Genomic DNA, 21,349 nt, shown 5'->3' with positions numbered 1-21,349 from the left:
GCGACATGACGGCCGATTTTTCCGTGCAGCGCGACAAGATGGTCGAGGGCCAGCTTCGCACCAACGACGTGACGAACGTGCCGCTGCTCTCCGCCATGCGCGAGATCCCGCGCGAGGTCTTCGTGCCGGCCAAGCGCCGCAGCCTGGCCTATATCGACGAGGATCTGGAGGTCGCCGCGGCCGGCGAGACGACGCCGGCGCGCTATCTCATGGAGCCCGCCTCGTTCGGCCGGCTGGTGCAGCTCGCCGCGGTCACGGCGGACGATTTCGTGCTCGATATCGGCTGCGCCACCGGCTATTCGGCCGCCGTGCTGTCGCGCCTGGCCAGCTCGGTCATCGCGCTCGAATGCGATCCCGCGCTCGCCGAATCGGCCGCCGCGACGCTGTCGTCGCTCGGCTGCGACAACGTCGCCGTGGTCGAGGGGCCGCTGCAGGAGGGGCTTGCCGCGGAGGCGCCCTACGACGTCATCTTCATCGGCGGCGCCGTCGACCTGGTGCCCGAGGCGCTGCTCGATCAGCTCAAGGACGGCGGCCGCCTGGTCGCCGTGGTCGGCCGTGGCAACGCCGCGGTCGCCCGGCTCTACGTCAAGGAGGACGGCATCGTGTCGCAGCGCCGCGCCTTCAACGCGGCCGTGCAGCCGCTGCCCGGATTCGAGCGCCCGCCCGCCTTCGTGTTTTGAACCTCCGGTTGTTGCCGACGGGCAACGGAATTGATCGGCGGATTGATGTATGGTCCGCGGCGGGTTTCCGGCGTCGCCGCAGGGCGGGGCCGGGTTGAGCGTGGAGGGGCCGGCGATCGGCCTCAGTGCTGAGATCGAGGGTGTTCCGGTGTCGCAGGTTCGCAAGAGTGTTTGGGTCGCGCTGGCGGTCTCGCTGGTCGCCCTCAGCCCCGCCAGCGCCGAGACGATCTTCGGCGCGCTCTCCAAGGCCTACTCGAACAATTCCAGCCTGAACTCGGCGCGCGCCGGCGTGCGTGTCACCGACGAGGGCGTGGCGATCGCCAAGTCGGGCTACCGGCCGAGCGTGGTCGGCACCGGCACGATCGACTACACCAGCCAGACCGGCAGCGATATCCGCACCGGCTCGTTCGGCGTCGCCATCCAGCAGTCGCTGTTCGACGGCTTCCAGACGCGCAACAACGTGCGGGCGGCCGAGGCGCAGGTGCGCGCCCAGCGCGAGAGCCTGCGCAACACCGAGCAGAACATCCTGTTCAACGCCGCCAGCGCCTACATGGACGTCATCCGCGACCGCCGCATCGCCGCGCTGCGGGCGCAGAACCTCGACTTCCTCAGCGAGCAGGTGCGCGCCGCGCAGTCGCGCTTCGAGGTCGGCGAGGGCACCCGCACCGACGTCGCGCAGGCCGAGGCGAGCCGCTCGGCCGCGCTCGCCCAGCTCGCCGCCGCGCGCGCCCAGGCGACCTCGAGCGCGGCCGTCTACCAGCAGATCGTCGGCGACACGCCGGGCGAGCTGCGCCCGGCCGATCCGCTGGTGCGGCTGCTGCCGCACAGCCTCGGCGGGGCTGCCGCCATCGCCGCCGGCGAGCATCCCGCGATTCTCGCCACGCTGCACGGCGTCGACGCCGCCGCGTTCTCCGTCAAGGCGGCGGAGGGCTCGCTGCTGCCGCAGCTTTCGGCCGAGGCGCGGGTGTCGCGCAGCTTCCGCGATTCGAGCCCCGGCCTGCCGTCCGACGGCACGACCAACTCGGCGCGCATCGGCCTGACGCTGAGCGTGCCGATCTACCAGGGCGGCCGGGCGTCGGCCCAGGTGCGCCAGTCGAAGGAATCGCTCGGCCAGGCGCGCATCGACGTCGACGTCAGCCGCGACCAGGTGCGCGCGGCCGTCACCTCGGCCTGGACGCAGTACCAGACGGCGCGCGAGGCGGTGGCGGCCAACCGCGAGGTGGTCGACGCCGCCCGGCTGGCGCTCAACGGCGTCATGGAGGAGCGCAAGGTCGGCCAGCGCACGACGCTCGACGTGCTCAACGCGCAGGCCGACGTCATCGCCGCGCAGATCAACCTGGCGAGCGCCGAGCGCGACGTCGTGGTGGCGAGCTATGCCATCCTGTCGGCCGTCGGCCGCCTGTCGGCGAGCCGGCTCGGCCTCAAGGTGGCCGTCTACGACCCGCAGGAGCACTACGACGCCGTCAAGGACAAGTGGTACGGCCTGCGCACGCCCGACGGCCGCTGAGGCCGCCGCGGCGGCCGACCGCGCGGCGCCTTTGCCACGCCGCGGCGCAAAAGACCGGTCATTTCTGTGCACGCGACGCGGCACGGCTGCGTTAGGGGTTTTTCACCGGCCCGCCGGTCAGCTACCCTCGGTTTGTTGATTCGAGGGCCGCTCGCCTTTTCGGCGGGCGGGAAGGCACGAAAGAAAGCGGCAGACAACCCGATGGGACAGCCAGGCAGCGCGCAGCGCGAACCGTCGATGGAGGAGATTCTCGCCTCCATCCGGCGGATCATCGAGGACAGCGATACCGCCCGCAAGGACGATGCGGCGTCCGGCGTGCCGGCCGACAGCGGCGGCGCGGGCGACAGCCCGGCCATGGCGGAGGTGGAGAGCTTCCGCGCCGAGTTTCGCGCCCTGCACCAGGCCGCACCGCGCGAGGCCGAGGCGCCGCGCGACAGCGCGGCTGCGCACGAGGACGGCGACGGCGACGCGCCGGCGGCCGCGGCCGACAGCGCCGCGCCGGCCGGCGATCCGGCGCCTGCTTTCGGCGAGGCGGCGGCGCCCTCCGCCCCGCGCCTGGCCGACACCTGGTCGATCCGCTCCGCCCCGGCCGAGGCGGCCGCCGCACGCCCGGCCGAGCCGCCGCGCATCGTGCGGGCCGAGCCGCCGAGCCCGACGCCCGACGCCGCCGTCGACGAACTGGCCCGCCCGTCCGCCGAGACCGAGGACGAGGACGTCGCGCCGGTGTCGCATGCCGCGTCCGGCGACGACGAGCCGGCGCATTGGGAACCGGCCGAGCCGGCGCCGGCGGCCGTGCGCGAACCGTCCGGCCGTCCGGCGCTGATCTCCGACGCCGCCGGCCGCAAGGTCGCCGCCGCCTTCGAGGAGTTGAACGGCGCCTTCGAGGCGAGCCGGCGCAAGAGCTTCGACGAGATGGCCGAGGCGATGCTGCGGCCGATGCTGCAGGAGTGGCTCGACGACAACCTGCCGACGCTGGTCGAGCGTCTGGTGCGCGAGGAGATCGAGCGCGTCGCGCGCGGCGCGCAGTAGCCGACAGGCCGAGCGTCCGGAAAGACCGCAGCCGGCGGTGCGGCGCCGGGACCGCCGGGCCGCGCGACCCCCGCGCCGCGGCCGTCGTGTTGACACCGCGCAGGCCATTCGCTTTACACGAGCGACTGTCGCTCCCGGCCACCTGCGGATTTTCACCCATGCTCGAAAAGACCTACGATTCCGCGCGCATCGAGCCTCGCATCGCAGCGCGCTGGGAGGAGGCGGACGCCTTCCGTGCCGGCGCCGGCGCGGCGCCCGACGCCGATCCCTTCACCATCGTCATCCCGCCGCCCAACGTCACCGGCTCGCTGCACATGGGCCACGCGCTCAACAACACGCTGCAGGACATCCTGGTGCGGTTCGAGCGCATGCGCGGCAAGAACGTGCTGTGGCAGCCCGGCATGGACCACGCCGGCATCGCCACGCAGATGGTCGTCGAGCGCCAGCTTCAGGAGCGCCAGCAGCACCGCCGCAGCCTCGGCCGCGAGCGCTTCATCGAGAAGGTGTGGGAATGGAAGGCCGAATCGGGCGGCGCCATCCTCAACCAGCTCAAGCGGCTCGGCGCCTCCTGCGACTGGTCGCGCGAGCGCTTCACCATGGACGAGGGGCTGTCGCGCGCCGTCGCCGAGGTGTTCGTCACGCTCTACAAGCAAGGGCTGGTCTACAAGGACAAGCGGCTGGTCAACTGGGACCCCAAGCTGCTCACCGCGATCTCCGACCTCGAGGTCGAGCAGATCGAGGTGGACGGCCATCTGTGGCACTTCCGCTATCCGATCGAAGGCCGCACCTTCGATCCCGACGATCCCGAGACCTTCATCACCGTGGCGACGACGCGTCCCGAGACGATGCTCGGCGACACCGGCGTGGCGGTGCACCCCGATGACGAGCGCTACACCGATCTCGTCGGCTGGCATGCGATCCTGCCGCTGGTCGGCCGCCGCCTGCCGATCGTCGCCGACAGCTATTCCGATCCGGAGAAGGGCACCGGCGCGGTCAAGATGACGCCGGCGCACGACTTCAACGACTTCGAGGTCGGCAAGCGGCACGACCTGGCGATGGTCAACGTGCTGACCGTCGAGGCGGCGATGGCGCTCCGCGACAACGAGGACTTCCTCGACGGGCTCGAGCGCACGCCGGAGCTCGCGCGCACCGTCGAGGCGCTGCACGGTCTCGACCGCCTGGAGGCGCGGGCGCGCGTCGTGGCGATGATGGAGGAGGGCGGCTATCTGGCGAAGACCGAGCCGCACCGCCACATGGTGCCGCACGGCGACCGCGGCGGCGTGCCGATCGAGCCCTATCTCACCGACCAGTGGTACGTCGACGCCAAGACGCTCGCCCGCCCGGCGATCGACAGCGTGCGCGCCGGGCGCACCGCCTTCGTGCCGAAGAGCTGGGAGAAGACCTATTTCGAGTGGATGGAGAACATCCAGCCCTGGTGCGTGTCGCGCCAGCTTTGGTGGGGCCACCGCATTCCCGCCTGGTACGGGCCGGACGGCCAGGTCTTCGTCGAGCGCACCGAGGAGGAGGCGCTGCACGCCGCCATCCAGCACTACATCGCCCATGAAGGGCCGATGAAGGCCTATGTCGAGGAGCTGCTGGAGACCTACCGGCCGGGCGAGATCCTGACCCGCGACGAGGACGTGCTCGACACCTGGTTCTCCTCCGCGCTGTGGCCGTTCTCGACGCTCGGCTGGCCCGACGAGACGCCGGAGCTCGCCGCCTACTACCCGACCTCGGTCCTGGTCACCGGCTTCGACATCATCTTCTTCTGGGTCGCGCGGATGATGATGATGGGGCTCCACTTCATGGACGAGGAGCCGTTCCACACCGTCTACGTGCACGCCCTGGTGCGCGACAAGCACGGCGCCAAGATGTCGAAGTCGAAGGGCAACGTCATCGATCCGCTCGAGCTGATCGACGCGTATGGCGCCGACGCGCTGCGCTTCACGCTCGCCATCATGGCCGCCCAGGGGCGCGACGTGAAGCTCGATCCGCAGCGCGTCGCCGGCTACCGCAATTTCGGCACCAAGCTGTGGAACGCGACGCGCTTCGCCGAGATGAACGGCGTGGCGCGCGATCGCGACTTCATGCCGGAGGACGCCACGCTCGCCGTCAACCGCTGGATCCTGACCGAGCTGACGGCGGCCTCCGACGCGGTGCGCGAGGGCATCGTCTCCTACCGCTTCAACGAGGCGGCCGCGGCGGCCTACCGCTTCGTGTGGAACCTGTTCTGCGACTGGTATCTGGAGCTGCTCAAGCCGGTCTTCGCCGGCGAGGACGAGGCGGCCAAGCGCGAGGCGCAGGCCTGTGCCGCCTATGTGCTCGACGCCATCTACAAGCTGCTGCACCCGATGATGCCGTTCATGACGGAGGAGCTGTGGGCGCACACGGCCGGCCCCGAAGGCCGCGACACGCTGCTGTGCCACGCGCGCTGGCCGGAGCCCGACTTCGCCGACGACACGGCGGCCGCCGACGTCAACTGGCTGATCGCGCTCGTTTCGGAGATCCGCTCGGTGCGCGCGGAGATGAACGTGCCGCCCTCCGCGGTCGCGCCGCTCGTCGCCGTCGGCGCCGACAGCGTCAGCCGCGAGCGGCTCGGTCGGCACGAGCCGGCGATCCGCCGCCTGGCGCGCGTCGGCGACGTCGCGTTCTCCGATCACGTGCCCAGGGGCTCGGCCCAGATGGTGGTCGGCGAGGCGACCTTCTGCATGCCGCTCGGCGACGTCATCGACCTGGCCGCCGAGGCGGCGCGGCTCGACAAGGAGGTGGCCAGGCAGGAGGCCGAGATCGCCCGGCTGGAAAAGAAGCTCGCCAACGAGCGCTTCGTGGCCAACGCGCCGGACGAGGTCGTTGCGGCCGAGCGCGACAAGCTGGCCGAGTATGGCGAGGCGCGCGACCGGCTGGCCGCCGCGCTCGCCCGGCTGCGCGAGGCCGGCTGACCGCCTCCCGGTCGGCCCGGACCGAGGCAGAAAAAGCGCGCTGTATCAGCCGGTTGGCGGCCGTCTCCGACTCGATTTGCGAGGTCGTGGCGGCCGCGATCCCGCGCCTCGCCGTGGCGCGGCTGCGCCGCGGCCGCTTGTGGCCGAACGGCAACAGTTGCTGAACAAGCCGTCGTCCGCACCCCCGCGGGGGTCGCGATTGCCCACTTCCCGCCATAAACCCGGCGCACCCGAAAGGCTCTCCGGACCCGCGCCTTCGCGGCGTGCAGCCGGACCAGTGTTTGAGCGCGCGTGACAAGGGCGAACATGGACGCCAAATCCGATCAGAAGGCTTCGCTTCCCAGCCGGCACGTGACGGTGGGGCCGCAGCGTGCGCCGCACCGGTCCTATCTCTACGCCATGGGGCTGTCGGAACAGGAGATCGGCCAACCGCTCGTCGGCGTGGCGAGCTGCTGGAACGAGGCCGCGCCGTGCAACATCGCGCTGATGCGCCAGGCGCAGGTCGTCAAGAAGGGCGTCGCGGCCGCCCGCGGCACGCCGCGCGAGTTCTGCACGATCACCGTGACCGACGGCATCGCCATGGGCCACCAGGGCATGAAGGCCTCGCTGGTCAGCCGCGACGTCATCGCCGATTCGGTCGAGCTGACCATGCGCGGCCACTGCTACGACGCGATCGTCGGCCTGGCCGGCTGCGACAAGTCGCTGCCCGGCATGATGATGGCCATGGTGCGGCTCAACGTGCCGTCGATCTTCATCTATGGCGGCTCGATCCTGCCCGGCACCTATCGCGGCCGCGAGATCACCGTGCAGGACGTCTTCGAGGCGGTCGGCCAGCATTCGGTCGGCACGATTTCCGACGCCGAGCTCAAGGAGATCGAGCAGGTCGCCTGTCCGTCGGCCGGCTCGTGCGGCGCCCAGTTCACGGCCAACACCATGGCCACCGTCGCCGAGGCGATCGGCCTGGCGCTGCCCTATTCCTGCGGCGCGCCCGCGCCCTACGAGATGCGCGACCGCTTCTGCTACGCCTCCGGCGAGAAGGTCATGGAGCTGGTCGCCCGCCAGGTGCGGCCGCGCGACATCGTCACCCGCAAGGCGCTGGAGAACGCCGCCGCCGTGGTCGCCGCCTCCGGCGGCTCGACCAACGCCGCGCTGCACCTGCCGGCGATCGCGCACGAGGCGGGCATCGCCTTCGACCTGTTCGACGTCGCCGAGATCTTCCGCAAGACCCCCTACATCGCCGATCTGAAGCCGGGCGGCCGCTATATCGCCAAGGACATGTTCGAGGCCGGCGGCATCCCGCTGCTCATGAAGACGCTGCTCGAGCACGGCTACCTGCACGGCGACTGCATGACGGTGACCGGCCGCACCCTGGCCGAGAACATGCAGCACGTGCGCTGGAACGACCAGCAGGACGTGGTGCGCCCGGCCGACCAGCCGATCACGCGGACCGGCGGCGTCGTCGGGCTCAAGGGCTCGCTGGCGCCGGAGGGCGCCATCGTCAAGGTCGCCGGCCTCGCCAACCAGCGCTTCTCGGGCCCCGCGCGCTGCTTCGATTCCGAGGAGGCGTGCTTCGAGGCGGTGGTCAAGCGGCGCTACGAGGAGGGCGAGGTGCTGGTCATCCGCTACGAGGGACCCAAGGGCGGCCCCGGCATGCGCGAGATGCTGGCCACCACTGCCGCGCTCTACGGCCAGGGCATGGGCGACAAGGTGGCGCTGATCACCGACGGGCGCTTTTCCGGCGCCACGCGCGGCTTCTGCATCGGCCATGTCGGGCCGGAGGCGGCCGTCGGCGGGCCGATCGGCCTGCTGCGCGACGGCGACGTCATCACCATCGACGCGGTGGCCGGCACCATCGACGTCGAGCTGTCGGAGGACGAGCTCGCCCGGCGCCGCGAGGCCTGGACGCCGCGCGAGACGGATTACGGCTCCGGCGCCATCTGGAAATACGCACAAACGGTCGGGCCGGCCCGCAACGGAGCCGTGACGCATCCCGGCGCAACAAAAGAAACGCACTGCTATGCGGACATCTGACGCAATCCGTGCCGGCACGCTCGCCCTGGGGCTGAGCGTGGCGGGCCTCGCGCTGGCGGGGCCTGCCGCGGCACTCGACGAGAAGACCGTGGTCAAGCCCGACCGCAGCCCGTGGGCCGTCTTCCGTTTCGGCTTCTCCGCCTACAAGAAGGGCGACAAGCAGGAGGCGGTCGAGGCCTACCGCTATGCGGCCGAGAAGGGGCAGATGGGCGCCCGCTGGAAGCTGGCGCGCATGTATGCCGAGGGCGACGGCGTGCCGCGCGACGACTACGAGGCCTTCAAGTTCTTCTCCGAGATCGTGCAGCAGGAGGTCGAGCCCGGCAGCCCCGAGGAGAGCTACGTCTCCGACGCGCTGGTGGCGCTGGCCGGCTATCTGCGCCGCGGCATCGCCGGCTCGCCGGTGCAGGCCAACCCGGCCGCCGCCCAGGAATACTACATGCGCGCGGCCGCCAACTACCGCAACCCGCAGGCGCAGTACGAGATCGGCCGCATGTTCCTGCACGGCGAGGGCGTCACCCGCAGCGTGCGCCAGGCCGGCCGCTGGCTGCAGCTCGCCGCCGAGAAGGGCCACACCGGGGCGCAGGCGACACTCGGCAACCTGCTGTTCCAGAGCGGCAGGGTGGTGCGCGGCCTGGCGATGATGACCGCCGCGCTGGAGCGCGCGGCGCCGACCGACACGGCGTGGATCCGCTCGCTGCAGGAGGAGGCCTTCGCGCTGGCCGGCGAGTCCGACCGGCGCACCGCCATCGCGCTGTCCGAGGACATGCTGGCGAACGGCCTCAAGTAGCGCGCCGCGCCGAGACGCCGGGTCCCGGCGCTCGCGGCGTTGCGCGCCGGTCCGCCTCTCACGGCATCCCACACGAGCTGCGAAAACGCGCCCTATGGCGCGAGCAGCGCCGTGCTCGAGGGCGCGGCCGCCGGTCCGACCCGGGAAAACTGCGCGCAACCCCGTTCGATCACCGTCCAGGACGGGTTGTTGAGCACCTTGTCGCAGCGCGCGAGCTGCGGCCCGTCGGGCAGCCGCAGGCAGGCGAAGCCGCCCTCGGGCACCCGCTCGCCATTCGCCACGCAACGACACTCGGCCGCCGCCGGAACTGCGCCGGCGCCGAGCGAGAGGCCGATTGCGACGAGGCCGGCGAACCGCTGGATCATCCGGTTATCCTAGCACGCAGCACGCCGCGGCGCCACGCGTCGCCGCACCGGGGTCTCAGGCGGCCGCGGTCGCCTGCGGTGTGTCGAAGGCGAAGGCGGCGACCACCGGCACGTGGTCGGACGGCTTTTCCCAGGCGCGCGTGTGGCGCTCGACATGGGCGGCGGTCAGCCGGTCGGCCGCCTCCGGCGACAGCATCAGATGGTCGATGCGGATGCCGTTGTTCTTCTGCCAGGCGCCGCCCTGGTAGTCCCAGAAGGTGTAGGTGTCGCCGGCATGGGTGACGGCGCGCAGCGCGTCGGTGAAGCCGAGATGGGCGAGCCGGCGAAGGGCGGCGCGGCTTTCCGGCTGGAACAGCGCGTCGTCGCGCCAGGCCTCGGGGTTGCGCGCGTCGTGCGGCTCGGGGATGACGTTGTAGTCGCCGGCCAGCACCAGCGGCTCCTCACTCGCCAGGCGCGCCGCCGCCCAGGCCTCCAGCCGCGCCATCCAGGCGAGCTTGTAGGCGAACTTCTCGGTGCCGAGCGGGTTGCCGTTCGGCAGGTAGAGCGAGACCACCCGCAGCGCGCCGGACGCGACGGAGAACACGCCCTCGACGAAGCGCGCCTGCACGTCGTCGTCGTCGCCGGCAAGCCCGCGATTGACCTCGTCGAACGGCAGCTTCGACAGGATCGCCACACCGTTGAAGCCCTTCTGGCCGTGCGTGGCGACGTTGTAGCCGAGCGCCTCGATCTCGGCGCGCGGGAACTGCTCGTTGACCGACTTGATCTCCTGCAGGCAGACGATGTCGACGTCGCTTTCCTTCAGCCAGTGCAGCAGATTGTCGATCCGCGCCTTGATTCCGTTGATGTTCCAGGTGGCGATTTTCATCGAGGACTGCGTTCTCTTTCAAAATTAACTTGATGGTCGCGCCCGCCGCGCTGACCGACACTCCGCCGGGCCGCCAAGGTAGCGCACCCGGCGCCGTGCGCGAAGCCGCTTTCGTTTGCGGCGCGGCCTCGGGCGCCGCAACCGCATCGGGCCAGACAGAGGGGGACCCGCCATGACCGACATTGCCATGGGTGACCGCGACGCCAGCGCCGAGGCGCTGCACCGGCGCCTGCGCGATCCCGATTACACGCCGCCGCCGCTGCAGGCCATACCGCTCGGCATCCAGCACGTGCTGGCGATGTTCGTGTCCAACGTCACGCCGGCTATCATCGTCGCCGGGGCGGCGGGCTTCGGCTTCGGCTCCAACTCGCCGGACTTTCCGAGCCTGATCTACATGATCCAGATGGCGATGCTGTTCGCCGGCATCGCCACGCTGTTCCAGACCATCGGCATGGGACCCGTCGGCGGCCGGCTGCCCATCGTTCAGGGGACCAGCTTCGCCTTCCTGCCGGTGATGATTCCGCTCGTCGCGGACCAGGGGGTGGCCGCGCTCGGCGCGCTGATGGGCGGCATCGCCATCGGCGGCGTCTTCCACTTCCTGCTCGGCACGGTGATCGGCCGGCTGCGCTTCGCGCTGCCGCCGCTCGTCACCGGTCTGATCGTGCTGATGATCGGGCTGGCGCTGATCCGCGTCGGTATCCAGTACGCCGCCGGCGGCGTGCCGCAGATCGGCACGCCCGCCTATGGCAGCCTGGCCAACTGGAGCATCGCCCTGGTGGTGATCGTCGTCACGCTGGTGCTGAAGTTCTTCACCCGCGGCATGTGGTCGATCGCCGCCGTGCTGCTCGGCCTGGTGGCCGGCTATGTCGTGGCGCTCGCCATGGGCATGGTCAGCTTCGACAACGTGGCGCGCGCCGGCTGGGTGGCGCTGCCGGTGCCCTTCAAGTGGGGTTTCGAGCTGTCGACGGCGGCGATCGTCGGCATGTGCTTCATGGCGGTGGTCTCGGCCATCGAGACGGTCGGCGACGTGTCGGGCATCACCAAGGGCGGCGCCGGCCGCGAGGCGACCGACCGCGAGATCGCCGGCGCGACCTATGCCGACGGCCTCGGCACGGCGATCGCCGGCGTGTTCGGCGGCCTGCCCAACACCTCGTTCAGCCAGAACGTCGGGCTGATCTCGATGACCGGCGTGATGAGCCGCCACGTGGTGACCTACGGCGCGCTGTTCCTCATCCTGTGCGGCCTGGTGCCGAAGGTCGGCGCGCTGATCTCGACCATCCCGATCACCGTGCTCGGCGGCGGCGTCATCGTGATGTTCGGCATGGTCGCGGCGGCCGGCATCAACATGCTGTCGGCCGTCGCCTGGAACCGCCGCAACATGGTCATCTTCGCCGTCTCGCTGTCGGTCGGCCTCGGCCTGCAGCTCGAGCCGGGCGCCCTGCAGCACCTGCCGCAGACGGCGCAGATCCTGCTGACCTCGGGGCTTCTGCCGGCCGCGTTCCTGGCGATCGTGCTCAACCTCGTGCTGCCCGAGGAGCTCGACTGAGCGCTCCGCACGGCAAAAAGAAAGGCGGCCGCCGGAGCGTTCCGGCGGCCGCCATCGCCTCGCAGCAGCGGGGCCTCAGCCGCGCCAGTCGCGGAATTCCTCGCGCGTGCGGCGCAGGTCGCGGCGTTCGCGGCGCAGCTCGCGGCGCGCCTGGCGCAGGTCGCGGCGCTCGCCGCGCACGTCCTCGCCCCGACGCTGCGCCCGGCGCAGGTCGCGGCGCGCCTCGCGCAGGTCCTCGCGCGCGTCGCGCACGTCGCGCCGGTCCCGCCGCAGCTCGCGGCGCACCTCGCGCGGCGCCTCGCGATAGCCGCCGCGCGGCCCGTCGCGATAGCCGCGGCGCGGGCGCTCGCGATACACCCGCTCGCCCTCGAAGCTGATGATCGGCAGGCCGATGCTGAAGCCGATCTGCGGCAGCGGGCGGCGGTTGTAGCGCTCGCCGAGATAGGCGAGGTAGTTGCCGGACACCCAGCCCTGCCGGCCGGCCCAGCGCACCTCGCACCAGTTGTAGTCGCGCACGCAGCCATAGACGGTGACGCGGTCGCCGTCGGGAATCGTGCCGAAGCGCGCATAGCTCGTGCTCGGCCCGCTGCGGATGTTGAGATCGGTCGTCACGATCGCGCTCGTCGCCGCCGTTGCCACGCCGGGAACGAGCAGGCCGGCCGCCACGGCGGCCGTTCGAAGCTTGCCCATCATGGTTCGCATCTCCTGTTTGGTCCCTCGCTGGCCAAACAGGAGACCGCCGCCGCCGGTTCCAGCGCGCGGCGGATTCGAATGTGCTGATTTTGCGGCGGCGCGCTGCCGCCGCGCCTCAGATGGAGAAGCTGGTGCCGCAGCCGCAGGAGGCGACCGCGTTGGGATTGCGGATCTGGAAGGACTGGCCGATCAGGTCGTCGACGAAGTCGATCACCGAGCCGCCCATGTAGACGAGCGACAGGTCGTCGATCAGCACGGTGGCGCCGTCGCGCTCGATCGCGGTATCGTCGTCGCCGCGCGTGTCGACCAGGTCGAACGTGTAGGAGAAGCCCGAGCAGCCGCCGCCCTCGACCGCCACCCGAAGGGCGATCTTGTCCGGTTCGGCAGCGAGGATGGTGGCGATGCGGCGGGCTGCCGCCTCGGTCATCTCAACGCCCTTCATGTCGCTCTTGGCATCGACGCCCATCGCGCTCACCTTGCGTTACGGCTCTTTCCATAGGTATGAAGCGCCGTCCGGCGAGTCAACAAGCCGGACCGGTGCGGAGGACGGCCCGGTGGGCGAGCTCGCAGACCTCGGTTTCGGCTATCGGCCGCGCGCCCGCTACGCCTGCGACCCGGCCGCCTCGCGCGGACGCTTCTATGCCGAGGGCGAAAGCCGCACCCGCACGCCTTTCCAGCGCGACCGCGACCGCATCATCCATTCCACCGCCTTCCGCCGGCTCAAGCACAAGACGCAGGTCTTCATCGCGCACGAGGGCGACCACTACCGCACCCGCTTGACGCACTCGATCGAGGTGGCGCAGATCGCCCGCGCGCTCGCCCGCGCGCTGCGCGGCGACGAGGACCTGGCCGAGGCGGTCGCCCTGGTGCACGATTTCGGCCACACCCCGTTCGGCCACACCGGCGAGGACGCGCTGGCCGAGCGGATGGCCGCCTGGGGCGGCTTCGACCACAACGCCCAGTCGCTGCGCGTCGTCACCCGGCTGGAGCGGCGCTACGCGGAGTTCGACGGCCTCAACCTGACCTGGGAGACGCTCGAGGGCCTTGTCAAGCACAACGGCCCGCTGACCCGGCCCGACGGCACGCCCTGCGCTGCGCCGGTGCCGCGCGCCATCCTCGACTACAGCGCGCTGCACGACCTCGAGCTCGACCGCCACGCCGGTCTCGAGGCGCAGTGCGCGGCGATCGCCGACGACATCGCCTACAACGCGCACGACATCGACGACGGGCTGCGCTCGGGCCTGCTGACGCTCGACATGCTGGAGGCGGCCGAGCTGCCGGCGGCGATCCTGGCCGAGGTGAGGGGGCTCTACCCGCGGCTCGATCCCGTGCGCACCGGCCACGAGCTGATGCGCCGGCAGATCACCGTCATGGTCGAGGACGTCATCGCCACCGCCCAGGAGAACCTTGCCGCGCTGGCGCCCGCCGACGCCGACGCCGTCCGCGCGGCCGGCCGGCCGGTGGTCGCCTTCTCGCCGCGCATGGCCGAACTGGAGAAGGAGCTGAAGCGCTTTCTCTATGCCAATCTGTACCGCCATCCGCAGGTGATGGCGGTGCGGGCGGAGGCCGAGCGCATCGTGCGCGAGCTGTTCGACGCCTATCGGGCCGACCTCAGGCAGATGCCCGAGGGCTGGCGCGACGGGCTCGATCGCGCGCCCGAGGCGGTCCGGGCGCGGCACGTCGCCGATTTTCTCGCCGGCATGACCGACACCTACGCCGTCAAGGAGCACCGGCGGCTGTTTGACCGTACGCCGCAATTGGGTTAGGGGCCGGCTTTCGGCGCGCCGAGAGCCGCCGAAGGGCCTTCCACCTGGGACACCCTTTCCATGAACATCTTCGCCGATTTCACCGATCGGGTCGTCAGGGCCGTTGACGCGCTGGGCCTGACCGATGCCGAAGGCCGGCCTCTGGCGCTCACGCGCGTTTCGGTCGAGCCGCCGCGCGACGCCTCGCACGGCGACCTGGCGACCAACGCCGCGATGGTGCTGGCCAAGGCGGCCGGCGAGAAGCCGCGCGCGCTGGCCGAGCGCATCGCCGAGCGGCTCGCCGCCGACCCCGACGTCGCCGAGGCGACCATCGCCGGCCCGGGCTTCGTCAATCTGCGCCTCGGCAACGGCTTCTGGCAGGCCAGGCTCGGCGAGATGCTGGCGGCCGGCACCGACTACGGCCGCTCGACGCTCGGCGCCGGCCGGCCGGTCAACGTCGAGTACGTCTCGGCCAACCCGACCGGCCCGATGCATGTCGGCCACTGCCGCGGCGCGGTGGTCGGCGACGCGCTCGCCAACCTGCTCGCCTTCGCCGGCTACGCGGTGACCAAGGAGTACTACATCAACGACGCCGGCGCGCAGGTCGACGTGCTCGCCCGCTCGGTGCTTCTGCGCTACCGCGAGGCGCTCGGCGAGGCGGTCGGCACGATTCCCGAAGGGCTCTATCCCGGCGACTACCTGGTGCCGGTCGGCGCGGCGCTGGCCGAGGAGTTCGGCCACCGGCTGCTCGAGATGCCCGGCGACGAGGCGCTGGCGATCGCCCGCGAGCGCGCCATCACGGCGATGATGGCGATGATCCGCGAGGACCTCGCCGCGCTCAACGTGCATCACGACGTCTTCTTCTCCGAGCGCTCGCTGCACGCCGACAACGCGCGCGCCATCCGCTCGGCGATCAACGACCTGACGATGAAGGGCTACGTCTACAAGGGCAAGCTGCCGCCGCCCAAGGGCCAGAAGCCGGAGGACTGGGAGGACCGCGAGCAGACGCTGTTCCGCTCCACCGGCGTGGGCGACGACATCGACCGGCCGCTGATGAAGTCGGACGGCAGCTTCACCTATTTCGCCGCCGACGTCGGCTACATGAAGGACAAGTATGCGCGCGGCTTCGAGCATCTGATCTTCGTGCTCGGCGCCGACCACGGCGGCTACGTCAAGCGGCTGGAGGCGCTCGCCAAGGCGATCTCGGGCGGCGATCTGGCGCTCAGCGTCGTGCTGTGCCAGCTCGTCAAGCTCTACCGCGGCGGCGAGCCGGTGCGCATGTCCAAGCGCTCCGGCGACTTCGTCACGCTGCGCGAGGTGGTCGAAGAGGTCGGCCGCGACCCGATCCGCTTCATGATGCTCTACCGCAAGAGCGACGCGCCGCTCGACTTCGACTTCGCCAAGGTGACCGAGCAGTCGAAGGACAACCCGGTGTTCTACGTGCAGTATGCCTCGGCGCGCTGCCACTCCGTCTTCCGCCAGGCCAGCGAGCAGCTCGGCGTCGCCCGCTTCGAGCCGCAGGCGATGCGCGCCGCGCTCGCCCGCCTCGAGGACGAGGGCGAGATCGCCCTGGTGCGCAAGCTGGCCGAGTATCCGCGCATCGTCGAAAGCGCCGCCCAGGCGCTCGAGCCGCACCGGCTCGCCTTCTACCTGCACGATCTCGCCAGCCAGTTCCACGCACACTGGAATCGCGGCAGCGAGACATCGGGCTTACGGTTTGTTAAAGTTAACGACGCAGAGTTGACCCATGCCAGACTCGGTCTGGTGCAGGCCGTTTCCGACGTCCTGACGTCGGGGCTGGGGCTGATCGGTGCCGAGGCGCCGGTCGAGATGCGCTAGGAGCGGGCGTTTCCTGTCACCTTTTGCCCACAATGCGCTGATACGGCCCGAGCCAAAATATGACGTCGCCGGCGTCCGGGCGTGATGCGGGGAAAAGCATGGCAGACATGAATCAGGCGAAACAGGACCGGTATGTCGAGCTGGCGGACGACGATCCGTTCGCCGAGCTGACCCGGATCATGGGCCACGACCCGCGCTCGGCCGCGGGCAGCGAACCGTCGGCGGCCGAAGACGAGCTGGCGCTCGATCTCGAGAGCGAGCTGATGGGCGACCTCGATATCGCCCTCGAGCCGGCGGGCGACGCCCGACCGGCGTGGGACGACGAGCCGGCGGGCGAAGCCCGACCGGCGTGGGATGATGAGCCGGCGGGCGACGCCCGACCGGCGTGGGACGATGAGCCGGCGGGCGAAGCCCGGCCGGCGCAGGACAACCGCCCGGACATGGCGCCGGCGTCGCGCGCGACGCCGGCCGAGGCCGCGCCGGCCGCCCCCGCCACGGCTTGGGACGACCGCGGCGCGACCGCCGACTTGCCGCTGGATGACGCGATCGACCTGGAAAGCGAGCTCGACGCCGCCTTCACCGCGCGCTTCGAGGAGGCCGCGCCGGCCGAAAGCGCCCCGGAGCCGGAGCATGCGGCGGCCGCGCCGCTCGTCATCCTGCCGCACACGCTGCGCGCCGTCGCCGCTCCGGCGCCGCAGCCGCAAGCGCCGCAGCCGGAAGAGATGGAGCCGGAAGAGATAGAGCCGGAAGCGCCGGAGCTCAGCCTGGAAAGCGAGCTCGAGGCGATCTTCGGCCATCAGGAGCTTGCCGAGAGCGCCGCGCCCGCCGATCCGGTTCGCGCCGCGCCGCACGGCGCGATGCCGGTCGCCGTCGAGGACCACGGCGACGCCGGGCCGGCCGAGGCCGTGCCCTTCGACTATGCCCGCGCGGCGGGTGCGCGCCACGCGGCGCTGGCCGACGAGGAGCCGGTCGCGGCCGATCCGTCCGAGGCCGCCGCGGCATCGCCGCACGCCGGGGCGCCGCAGATCGAGACGCTCGAGATCGAGGAGTTCCCGCAGGCGCAGCCCGACGATCTCGACATCCCGGAGATCCGCTTCGAGGACGAGGCGCTGCAGGCGGCCGCCTTCGACGATCTGGAAAGCGAGCTCGCCGAGGCGTTCGGCGATCTCGGCCAGCCGGACGAGCCGGCCGCCGCGCCGCCGGCCGCCGCGGAGGCGGCGATGCCGTCGGCCGCCGCCGGCGCCGACGATTTCTGGGCCGAGAGCGACTTTTCCCTCGAGCCGGAGCGCGGCGACGAGCACCGCGACATGCCGAGCCCCTTCGACGCGCGCCGCGACGACGCCGACGAGCTGGCGGCCGCACCGATGGCCTTCGGCGCGGCCCGCGACACCGATGCCGACGCCGACGTCGATGCGCCGGCCGCCGAGCGCGCCGACCGGCCGGCCGGCCGCAGCCGCGGCCTGATGATCGCCGCCGTCGTGGCCGGCGTCGCCGTGATCGGCGGCATCGGCGCCTTCGCGCTGTCCTTCGGCGGTGACGAGCCGGGCGCGCCGGTGATGGTCAAGGCCGACGACGGTCCGGTCAAGGTCAAGCCGGAAAACCCCGGCGGCACCCAGGTGCCCAACCAGGAGAACCCGGTCTATCAGCGCGTCGCCGGCGAGGGCGCCGACGCCGCGCCGGCGCAGCAGAGCCTGGTGACCACCACCGAGGAGCCGATCGACGTGGCCGCGCGCGCCGAGCCGCGCGCCGTGGCCACCGAGCCGGCCGCCAGCGCGCCGCCGCTCAAGGCCGAGGATCGGCTGGCACCGGTCGAGGACGAGGCCGCCGCCGGCGCCGCCGACGAGATGGCCGCCGTCGCGCCGCGCCGCGTGCGCACGCTGATCGTGCGGCCGGACGGCACGCTGGTGCCGCGCGAGCCGGTCGCGCCCGAGCCCGAGCAGGTGGCCGCGGCGCCGGCCGCCGCGCCGCAGGCCGACGGCGCCGCCGCCGGCACGGTTGTCGCTGCCGCTCCGGCCGACACGCCGGTGCGCATCGTCGACGCGCCGGCCGGCGAGACAGCCGACACGGCAGGCCCGGCCGCCGCGACGCCGGATGCGGCGACGCCCGCCGCCGCAACCGCGGACGTCGAGACCGCGAGCGAGGGCGCGCCGGCCGAGACCACCGCCGCCATCGACGAGACCGTGCCGGTGCCCTCGGCCCGGCCGGCCTTCCAGCCGCCGGCCCGCGCGGCAGAGCCGCGCCAGCAGGTCGCCGCCGCGACGCCGCGTGCGGCCGAGCCCGCCCGCACCGCCGCACCCGCCGCCCCGGCCGCGCCGGCATCGGGCGGCGGCGGCAGCGAGTGGTCGGTGCAGATCGCCTCGCAGCCGACCTCGGCTGCCGCGCAGCAGTCCTACCAGGATCTCGCGCGGCGCTATGGCGATCTCCTGTCGGGCCGCGGCGTCAACATCGTGCGCGCCGACATCACCGGCAAGGGCACCTACTACCGGGTGCGCATCCCGTCCGCCTCGAAGAGCGACGCGGTGGCGCTGTGCGAACGGCTCAAGGCGGCCGGCGGAAGCTGCTTCGTCTCCAAATAGGCCGGCTGCCGCCACGCCCCCGACCGCCGGCGTGCCAGCGGCGCGCCGGCGCGCTATGCTGCCGGGCATGAGCGAATCAAAGGCCATGATTCTGGGCGCCGCCGGCCTGCGGCTCGGCGCCGACGAGATCGCGTTCTATCGCGAGCATCGCCCGTGGGGCTTCATCCTGTTTGCCCGCAACATCGCCGAGGCGGGCCAGGTGCGCGACCTCGTCGCGGCGATGCGCGACAGCGTCGGCCGGCCCGACGCGCCGGTCCTCGTCGACCAGGAGGGCGGCCGCGTGCAGCGCCTGCGCCCGCCGCTCGCCGCAGACTATCCGCCGGCCGCCGCGCTCGGCGCGCTCTACCGCGCCGATGCCGAACTCGGCCTGCGCGCCGCCTGGCTGATGTCGCGGCTGCACGCCTTCGATCTCGCCCGCCTCGGGATTTCCGCCGACTGCCTGCCGGTGCTCGACGTGCGCCAGCCCGGCACGCACGACGTGATCGGCAACCGGTCCTATGGCGAGGATGCCGCGGCGGTCGCCGCGCTCGGCCGCGCCGCGGCCGACGGCCTCGTCGCCGGCGGCATCCTGCCGGTGATGAAGCACGTGCCGGGCCACGGCCGCGCGACGGCCGACAGCCATCGCGAGCTGCCGCGCGTCGCCGCCGCGCTCGCGGCGCTGCGCGCGTGCGACTTCGTGCCCTTCCGCGCGCTCGCCGACCTGCCGATGGCGATGACCGCGCATCTCGTCTACGAGGCGGTCGATGCGGCGCGGCCTGCCACCGTGTCGCCGCGCGTCATCGCCGACATCGTGCGCGGCGAGATCGGCTTCGACGGTCTGCTGATGAGCGACGACCTGTCGATGCACGCACTTTCTGGGGATTTCGGCGAGCGGGCGGCCGCGGTGCTTGCGGCCGGCTGCGATGTGGTCCTTCACTGCAACGGCGTCATGCAGGAGATGCGCGCGGTGGCCGAGGCGGTGGCGCCGCTGGCCGGTGCCGCGCTGGCGCGGGCCGAGCGGGCGCTCGCCTTCCGCCGCGCCTGCGACGCGACCGCGGAGGACGCGGCGCGAGCGGAGTTCGCCCGCTGCGTCGCGGCGGCGGCCTGAGCGGGGGGCGGACAGCGAAACGGAACGGCACGGTGGCACAGACGGGCGAACAGCGCAGCGGCAAGCCGATCCCGATGGACCAGCTCTGGTCCGCCGAGGCCGAGACGCGCACGGCGTCCGACCCGGCGCTGACGGTCGACGTCGACGGCTTCGAGGGACCGCTCGACCTGCTGCTGCACCTGGCGCGCACCCAGAAGGTCGATCTGGCGCGCATCTCGGTGCTGGCGCTGGCCGAGCAGTATCTCGGCTTCATCGAGCGGCTGCGCGCCATGCGTCTCGAGCTGGCCGCGGACTATCTGGTGATGGCCGCCTGGCTCGCCTATCTCAAGTCCAAGCTGCTCATTCCCAAGCAGCCGCAGGACGACGGCCAGTCCGGCGAGGAGATGGCGGCGGTGCTGCAGTTCCGCCTCAAGCGGCTCGAGGCGATGCGCGACGCGGCCGCCAGGCTGGTCAACCGCAACCGGCTCGGCCGCGACGTCTTCGCCCGTGGCATGCCGGAGACGGTGGCGGTCGACCGGCGCCAGGACTATACCGCCAGCCTGTACGACCTCCTGACCGCCTATGCCGCGCAGCGCCAGCGCCGCGCGGTGACCAATGTGCGCATCGAGAAGCGCGGCGTGTGGTCGCTCAAGGAGGCGCGCGACATTCTGGTGCGGCTGGTCGGCGCGCTCGACGACTGGACGGCGCTCGACCGCTTCCTGCTGCGCTACCTGGCCGAGGAGGGGCGGCGCTCGACGGTGCTGGCGAGCTCGTTCGCCGCCAGCCTGGAGCTGGTGCGCGAGGGCGCCATCGAGATCCGTCAGGACCAGCCCTTTGCGCCGCTCTACATGCGCGGACGACAGAACCCCGCGGAGGTCGACTGATGAGCGAAAGCGGCAACGTGGTGCCGTTCCGGCCCGACGAGGCTGAGGCGGGCGACGACCGGCACGGGGACAACCCGGCCGAGCGGCTGCACCTGGCCGAGACCAAGCGCATGGCCGAGGCGATCGTCTTCGCCAGCGCCGAGCCGGTGTCGGAGAAGGCGCTGGCCGGCCGCCTGCCCGAAGGCGTCGACATGCCGGCGGTGATGGCCGCGCTCAGGGCCGACTACGAGCGCCGCGGCGTCAACCTGGTGTGCGTCAACGGCGCCTGGGCCTTCCGCACGGCCGGCGATCTCGCCTTCCTGATGACGCGCCAGGCGGTCGAGCAGAAGAAGCTGTCGCGCGCCGCGCTGGAGATGCTCGCCGTCATCGCCTACCACCAGCCGGTCACGCGCGCCGAGATCGAGGAGATCCGCGGCGTCGAGACCTCCAAGGGCACGCTCGACACGCTGATGGAGACCGGCTGGGTGCGCATGCGCGGCCGCCGCCGCTCGCCGGGCCGGCCGGTCACCTACGGCACCACCGACGCCTTCCTCGACCATTTCGGCCTCGAGGAGCTGCGCGACCTGCCGGGCCTCGACGAGCTCAAGGGGGCCGGGCTCCTGTCGGCGCGCATGCCGGCCAACTTCGCCGTGCCGCAGCCGCCGGCCAATCCCGACGCGCTGGCCGAGGACGAGGACCCGCTGACCGACCTCGACCTGGAGGATCTCGGTCTGTTGACACCGCGGGTCGACGATGATTGACCCTTGCCGGCGCGGCCTGCCGCGCGTGTGAGGGATCCGGACCGCCGCGCATGAGCA

17 protein-coding genes are annotated in these 21,349 nt (G+C 71.9%); 13 read left to right on the top strand and 4 right to left on the bottom strand.

Going from position 1 to position 21,349, the window contains the following annotated elements:
* Positions 1-5 precede the first annotated feature (5 nt).
* The 6 genes from N1F89_RS01225 (at position 6) to N1F89_RS01200 (ending at position 8,973) form a co-directional block, all read left to right on the top strand.
* Positions 6-680 carry a protein-L-isoaspartate O-methyltransferase gene (locus tag N1F89_RS01225; protein WP_290080671.1) on the top strand — a complete coding sequence of 225 codons (675 nt, stop codon included), beginning with the start codon at positions 6-8 and terminating at the stop codon, positions 678-680.
* Positions 681-828: 148 nt separating this feature from the next.
* The gene (locus N1F89_RS01220) at positions 829-2,187 is read left to right on the top strand and encodes a TolC family outer membrane protein (RefSeq protein WP_290080714.1); all 1,359 of its coding nucleotides are present in this window, start codon (positions 829-831) and stop codon (positions 2,185-2,187) included.
* Positions 2,188-2,388: 201 nt separating this feature from the next.
* Positions 2,389-3,216: a DUF2497 domain-containing protein gene (locus tag N1F89_RS01215; RefSeq protein WP_290080667.1), complete on the top strand. Its 828-nt coding sequence runs from the start codon at positions 2,389-2,391 to the stop codon at positions 3,214-3,216.
* 158 nt (positions 3,217-3,374) lie between these two features.
* On the top strand, positions 3,375-6,155 hold the full coding sequence (locus tag N1F89_RS01210) for a valine--tRNA ligase (protein ID WP_290080665.1): 2,781 nt from the start codon (positions 3,375-3,377) through the stop codon (positions 6,153-6,155).
* A 306-nt stretch (positions 6,156-6,461) separates the two neighbouring features.
* Complete coding sequence (gene ilvD, locus N1F89_RS01205) at positions 6,462-8,186, top strand: dihydroxy-acid dehydratase (protein ID WP_290080663.1); 1,725 nt, start codon at positions 6,462-6,464, stop codon at positions 8,184-8,186.
* Positions 8,173-8,973, top strand: coding sequence for a tetratricopeptide repeat protein (locus tag N1F89_RS01200; protein WP_290080661.1), 801 nt, complete (start codon positions 8,173-8,175; stop codon positions 8,971-8,973). Before ilvD ends, N1F89_RS01200 begins: the two co-directional genes overlap by 14 nt.
* A 92-nt stretch (positions 8,974-9,065) precedes the next feature.
* Here the strand turns inward: N1F89_RS01200 and N1F89_RS01195 are convergent, their stop codons facing one another.
* Positions 9,066-9,338 (bottom strand): hypothetical protein, encoded by a 273-nt coding sequence (locus N1F89_RS01195; RefSeq protein WP_290080659.1) that lies wholly within the window; start codon positions 9,336-9,338, stop codon positions 9,066-9,068.
* 55 nt (positions 9,339-9,393) lie between these two features.
* The gene (gene xth, locus N1F89_RS01190; protein WP_290080658.1) at positions 9,394-10,203 is read right to left on the bottom strand and encodes an exodeoxyribonuclease III; all 810 of its coding nucleotides are present in this window, start codon (positions 10,201-10,203) and stop codon (positions 9,394-9,396) included.
* 172 nt (positions 10,204-10,375) lie between these two features.
* On the opposite strand from xth, the gene N1F89_RS01185 reads away from it, so the two are divergent.
* Complete coding sequence (locus N1F89_RS01185) at positions 10,376-11,749, top strand: nucleobase:cation symporter-2 family protein (protein ID WP_290080656.1); 1,374 nt, start codon at positions 10,376-10,378, stop codon at positions 11,747-11,749.
* Between the two features lie 75 nt (positions 11,750-11,824).
* Here N1F89_RS01185 and N1F89_RS01180 read toward each other — a convergent pair whose 3' ends face one another.
* Positions 11,825-12,439: an SH3 domain-containing protein gene (locus N1F89_RS01180; RefSeq protein ID WP_290080654.1), complete on the bottom strand. Its 615-nt coding sequence runs from the start codon at positions 12,437-12,439 to the stop codon at positions 11,825-11,827.
* 118 nt (positions 12,440-12,557) lie between these two features.
* Positions 12,558-12,908, bottom strand: coding sequence for an iron-sulfur cluster insertion protein ErpA (gene erpA / locus N1F89_RS01175; protein WP_290080711.1), 351 nt, complete (start codon positions 12,906-12,908; stop codon positions 12,558-12,560).
* Positions 12,909-12,996: 88 nt separating this feature from the next.
* Here erpA and N1F89_RS01170 point away from each other — a divergent pair, with 88 nt between their 5' ends.
* The 6 genes from N1F89_RS01170 to scpB all read left to right on the top strand — a co-directional run bounded on the left by N1F89_RS01170 (position 12,997) and on the right by scpB (position 21,292).
* Complete coding sequence (locus tag N1F89_RS01170) at positions 12,997-14,208, top strand: deoxyguanosinetriphosphate triphosphohydrolase (protein WP_290080653.1); 1,212 nt, start codon at positions 12,997-12,999, stop codon at positions 14,206-14,208.
* A 60-nt stretch (positions 14,209-14,268) separates the two neighbouring features.
* Positions 14,269-16,026, top strand: a complete 1,758-nt coding sequence (gene argS, locus N1F89_RS01165) for an arginine--tRNA ligase (protein WP_290080651.1) — start codon at positions 14,269-14,271, stop codon at positions 16,024-16,026.
* A gap of 107 nt (positions 16,027-16,133) precedes the next feature.
* On the top strand, positions 16,134-18,602 hold the full coding sequence (locus tag N1F89_RS01160; RefSeq protein WP_290080650.1) for an SPOR domain-containing protein: 2,469 nt from the start codon (positions 16,134-16,136) through the stop codon (positions 18,600-18,602).
* A gap of 67 nt (positions 18,603-18,669) precedes the next feature.
* A complete protein-coding gene (nagZ, locus tag N1F89_RS01155) occupies positions 18,670-19,689 on the top strand; it encodes a beta-N-acetylhexosaminidase (protein WP_290080649.1) in 1,020 nt (339 codons plus the stop codon).
* 74 nt (positions 19,690-19,763) lie between these two features.
* Entirely contained in the window at positions 19,764-20,552 is a 789-nt protein-coding gene (locus N1F89_RS01150) for a ScpA family protein (RefSeq protein WP_290080710.1), read from the top strand.
* Positions 20,552-21,292, top strand: coding sequence for an SMC-Scp complex subunit ScpB (gene scpB, locus N1F89_RS01145; RefSeq protein ID WP_290080648.1), 741 nt, complete (start codon positions 20,552-20,554; stop codon positions 21,290-21,292). Before N1F89_RS01150 ends, scpB begins: the two co-directional genes overlap by 1 nt.
* Positions 21,293-21,349: the final 57 nt, after the last annotated feature.

This window comes from Aquibium sp. A9E412 (assembly GCF_030398335.1).
Taxonomy (GTDB): Bacteria; Pseudomonadota; Alphaproteobacteria; order Rhizobiales; family Rhizobiaceae; genus A9E412.
The sequence above is the reverse complement of the archived record's forward strand: the minus strand, read 5'-3'. Positions and strand labels throughout refer to the sequence as shown.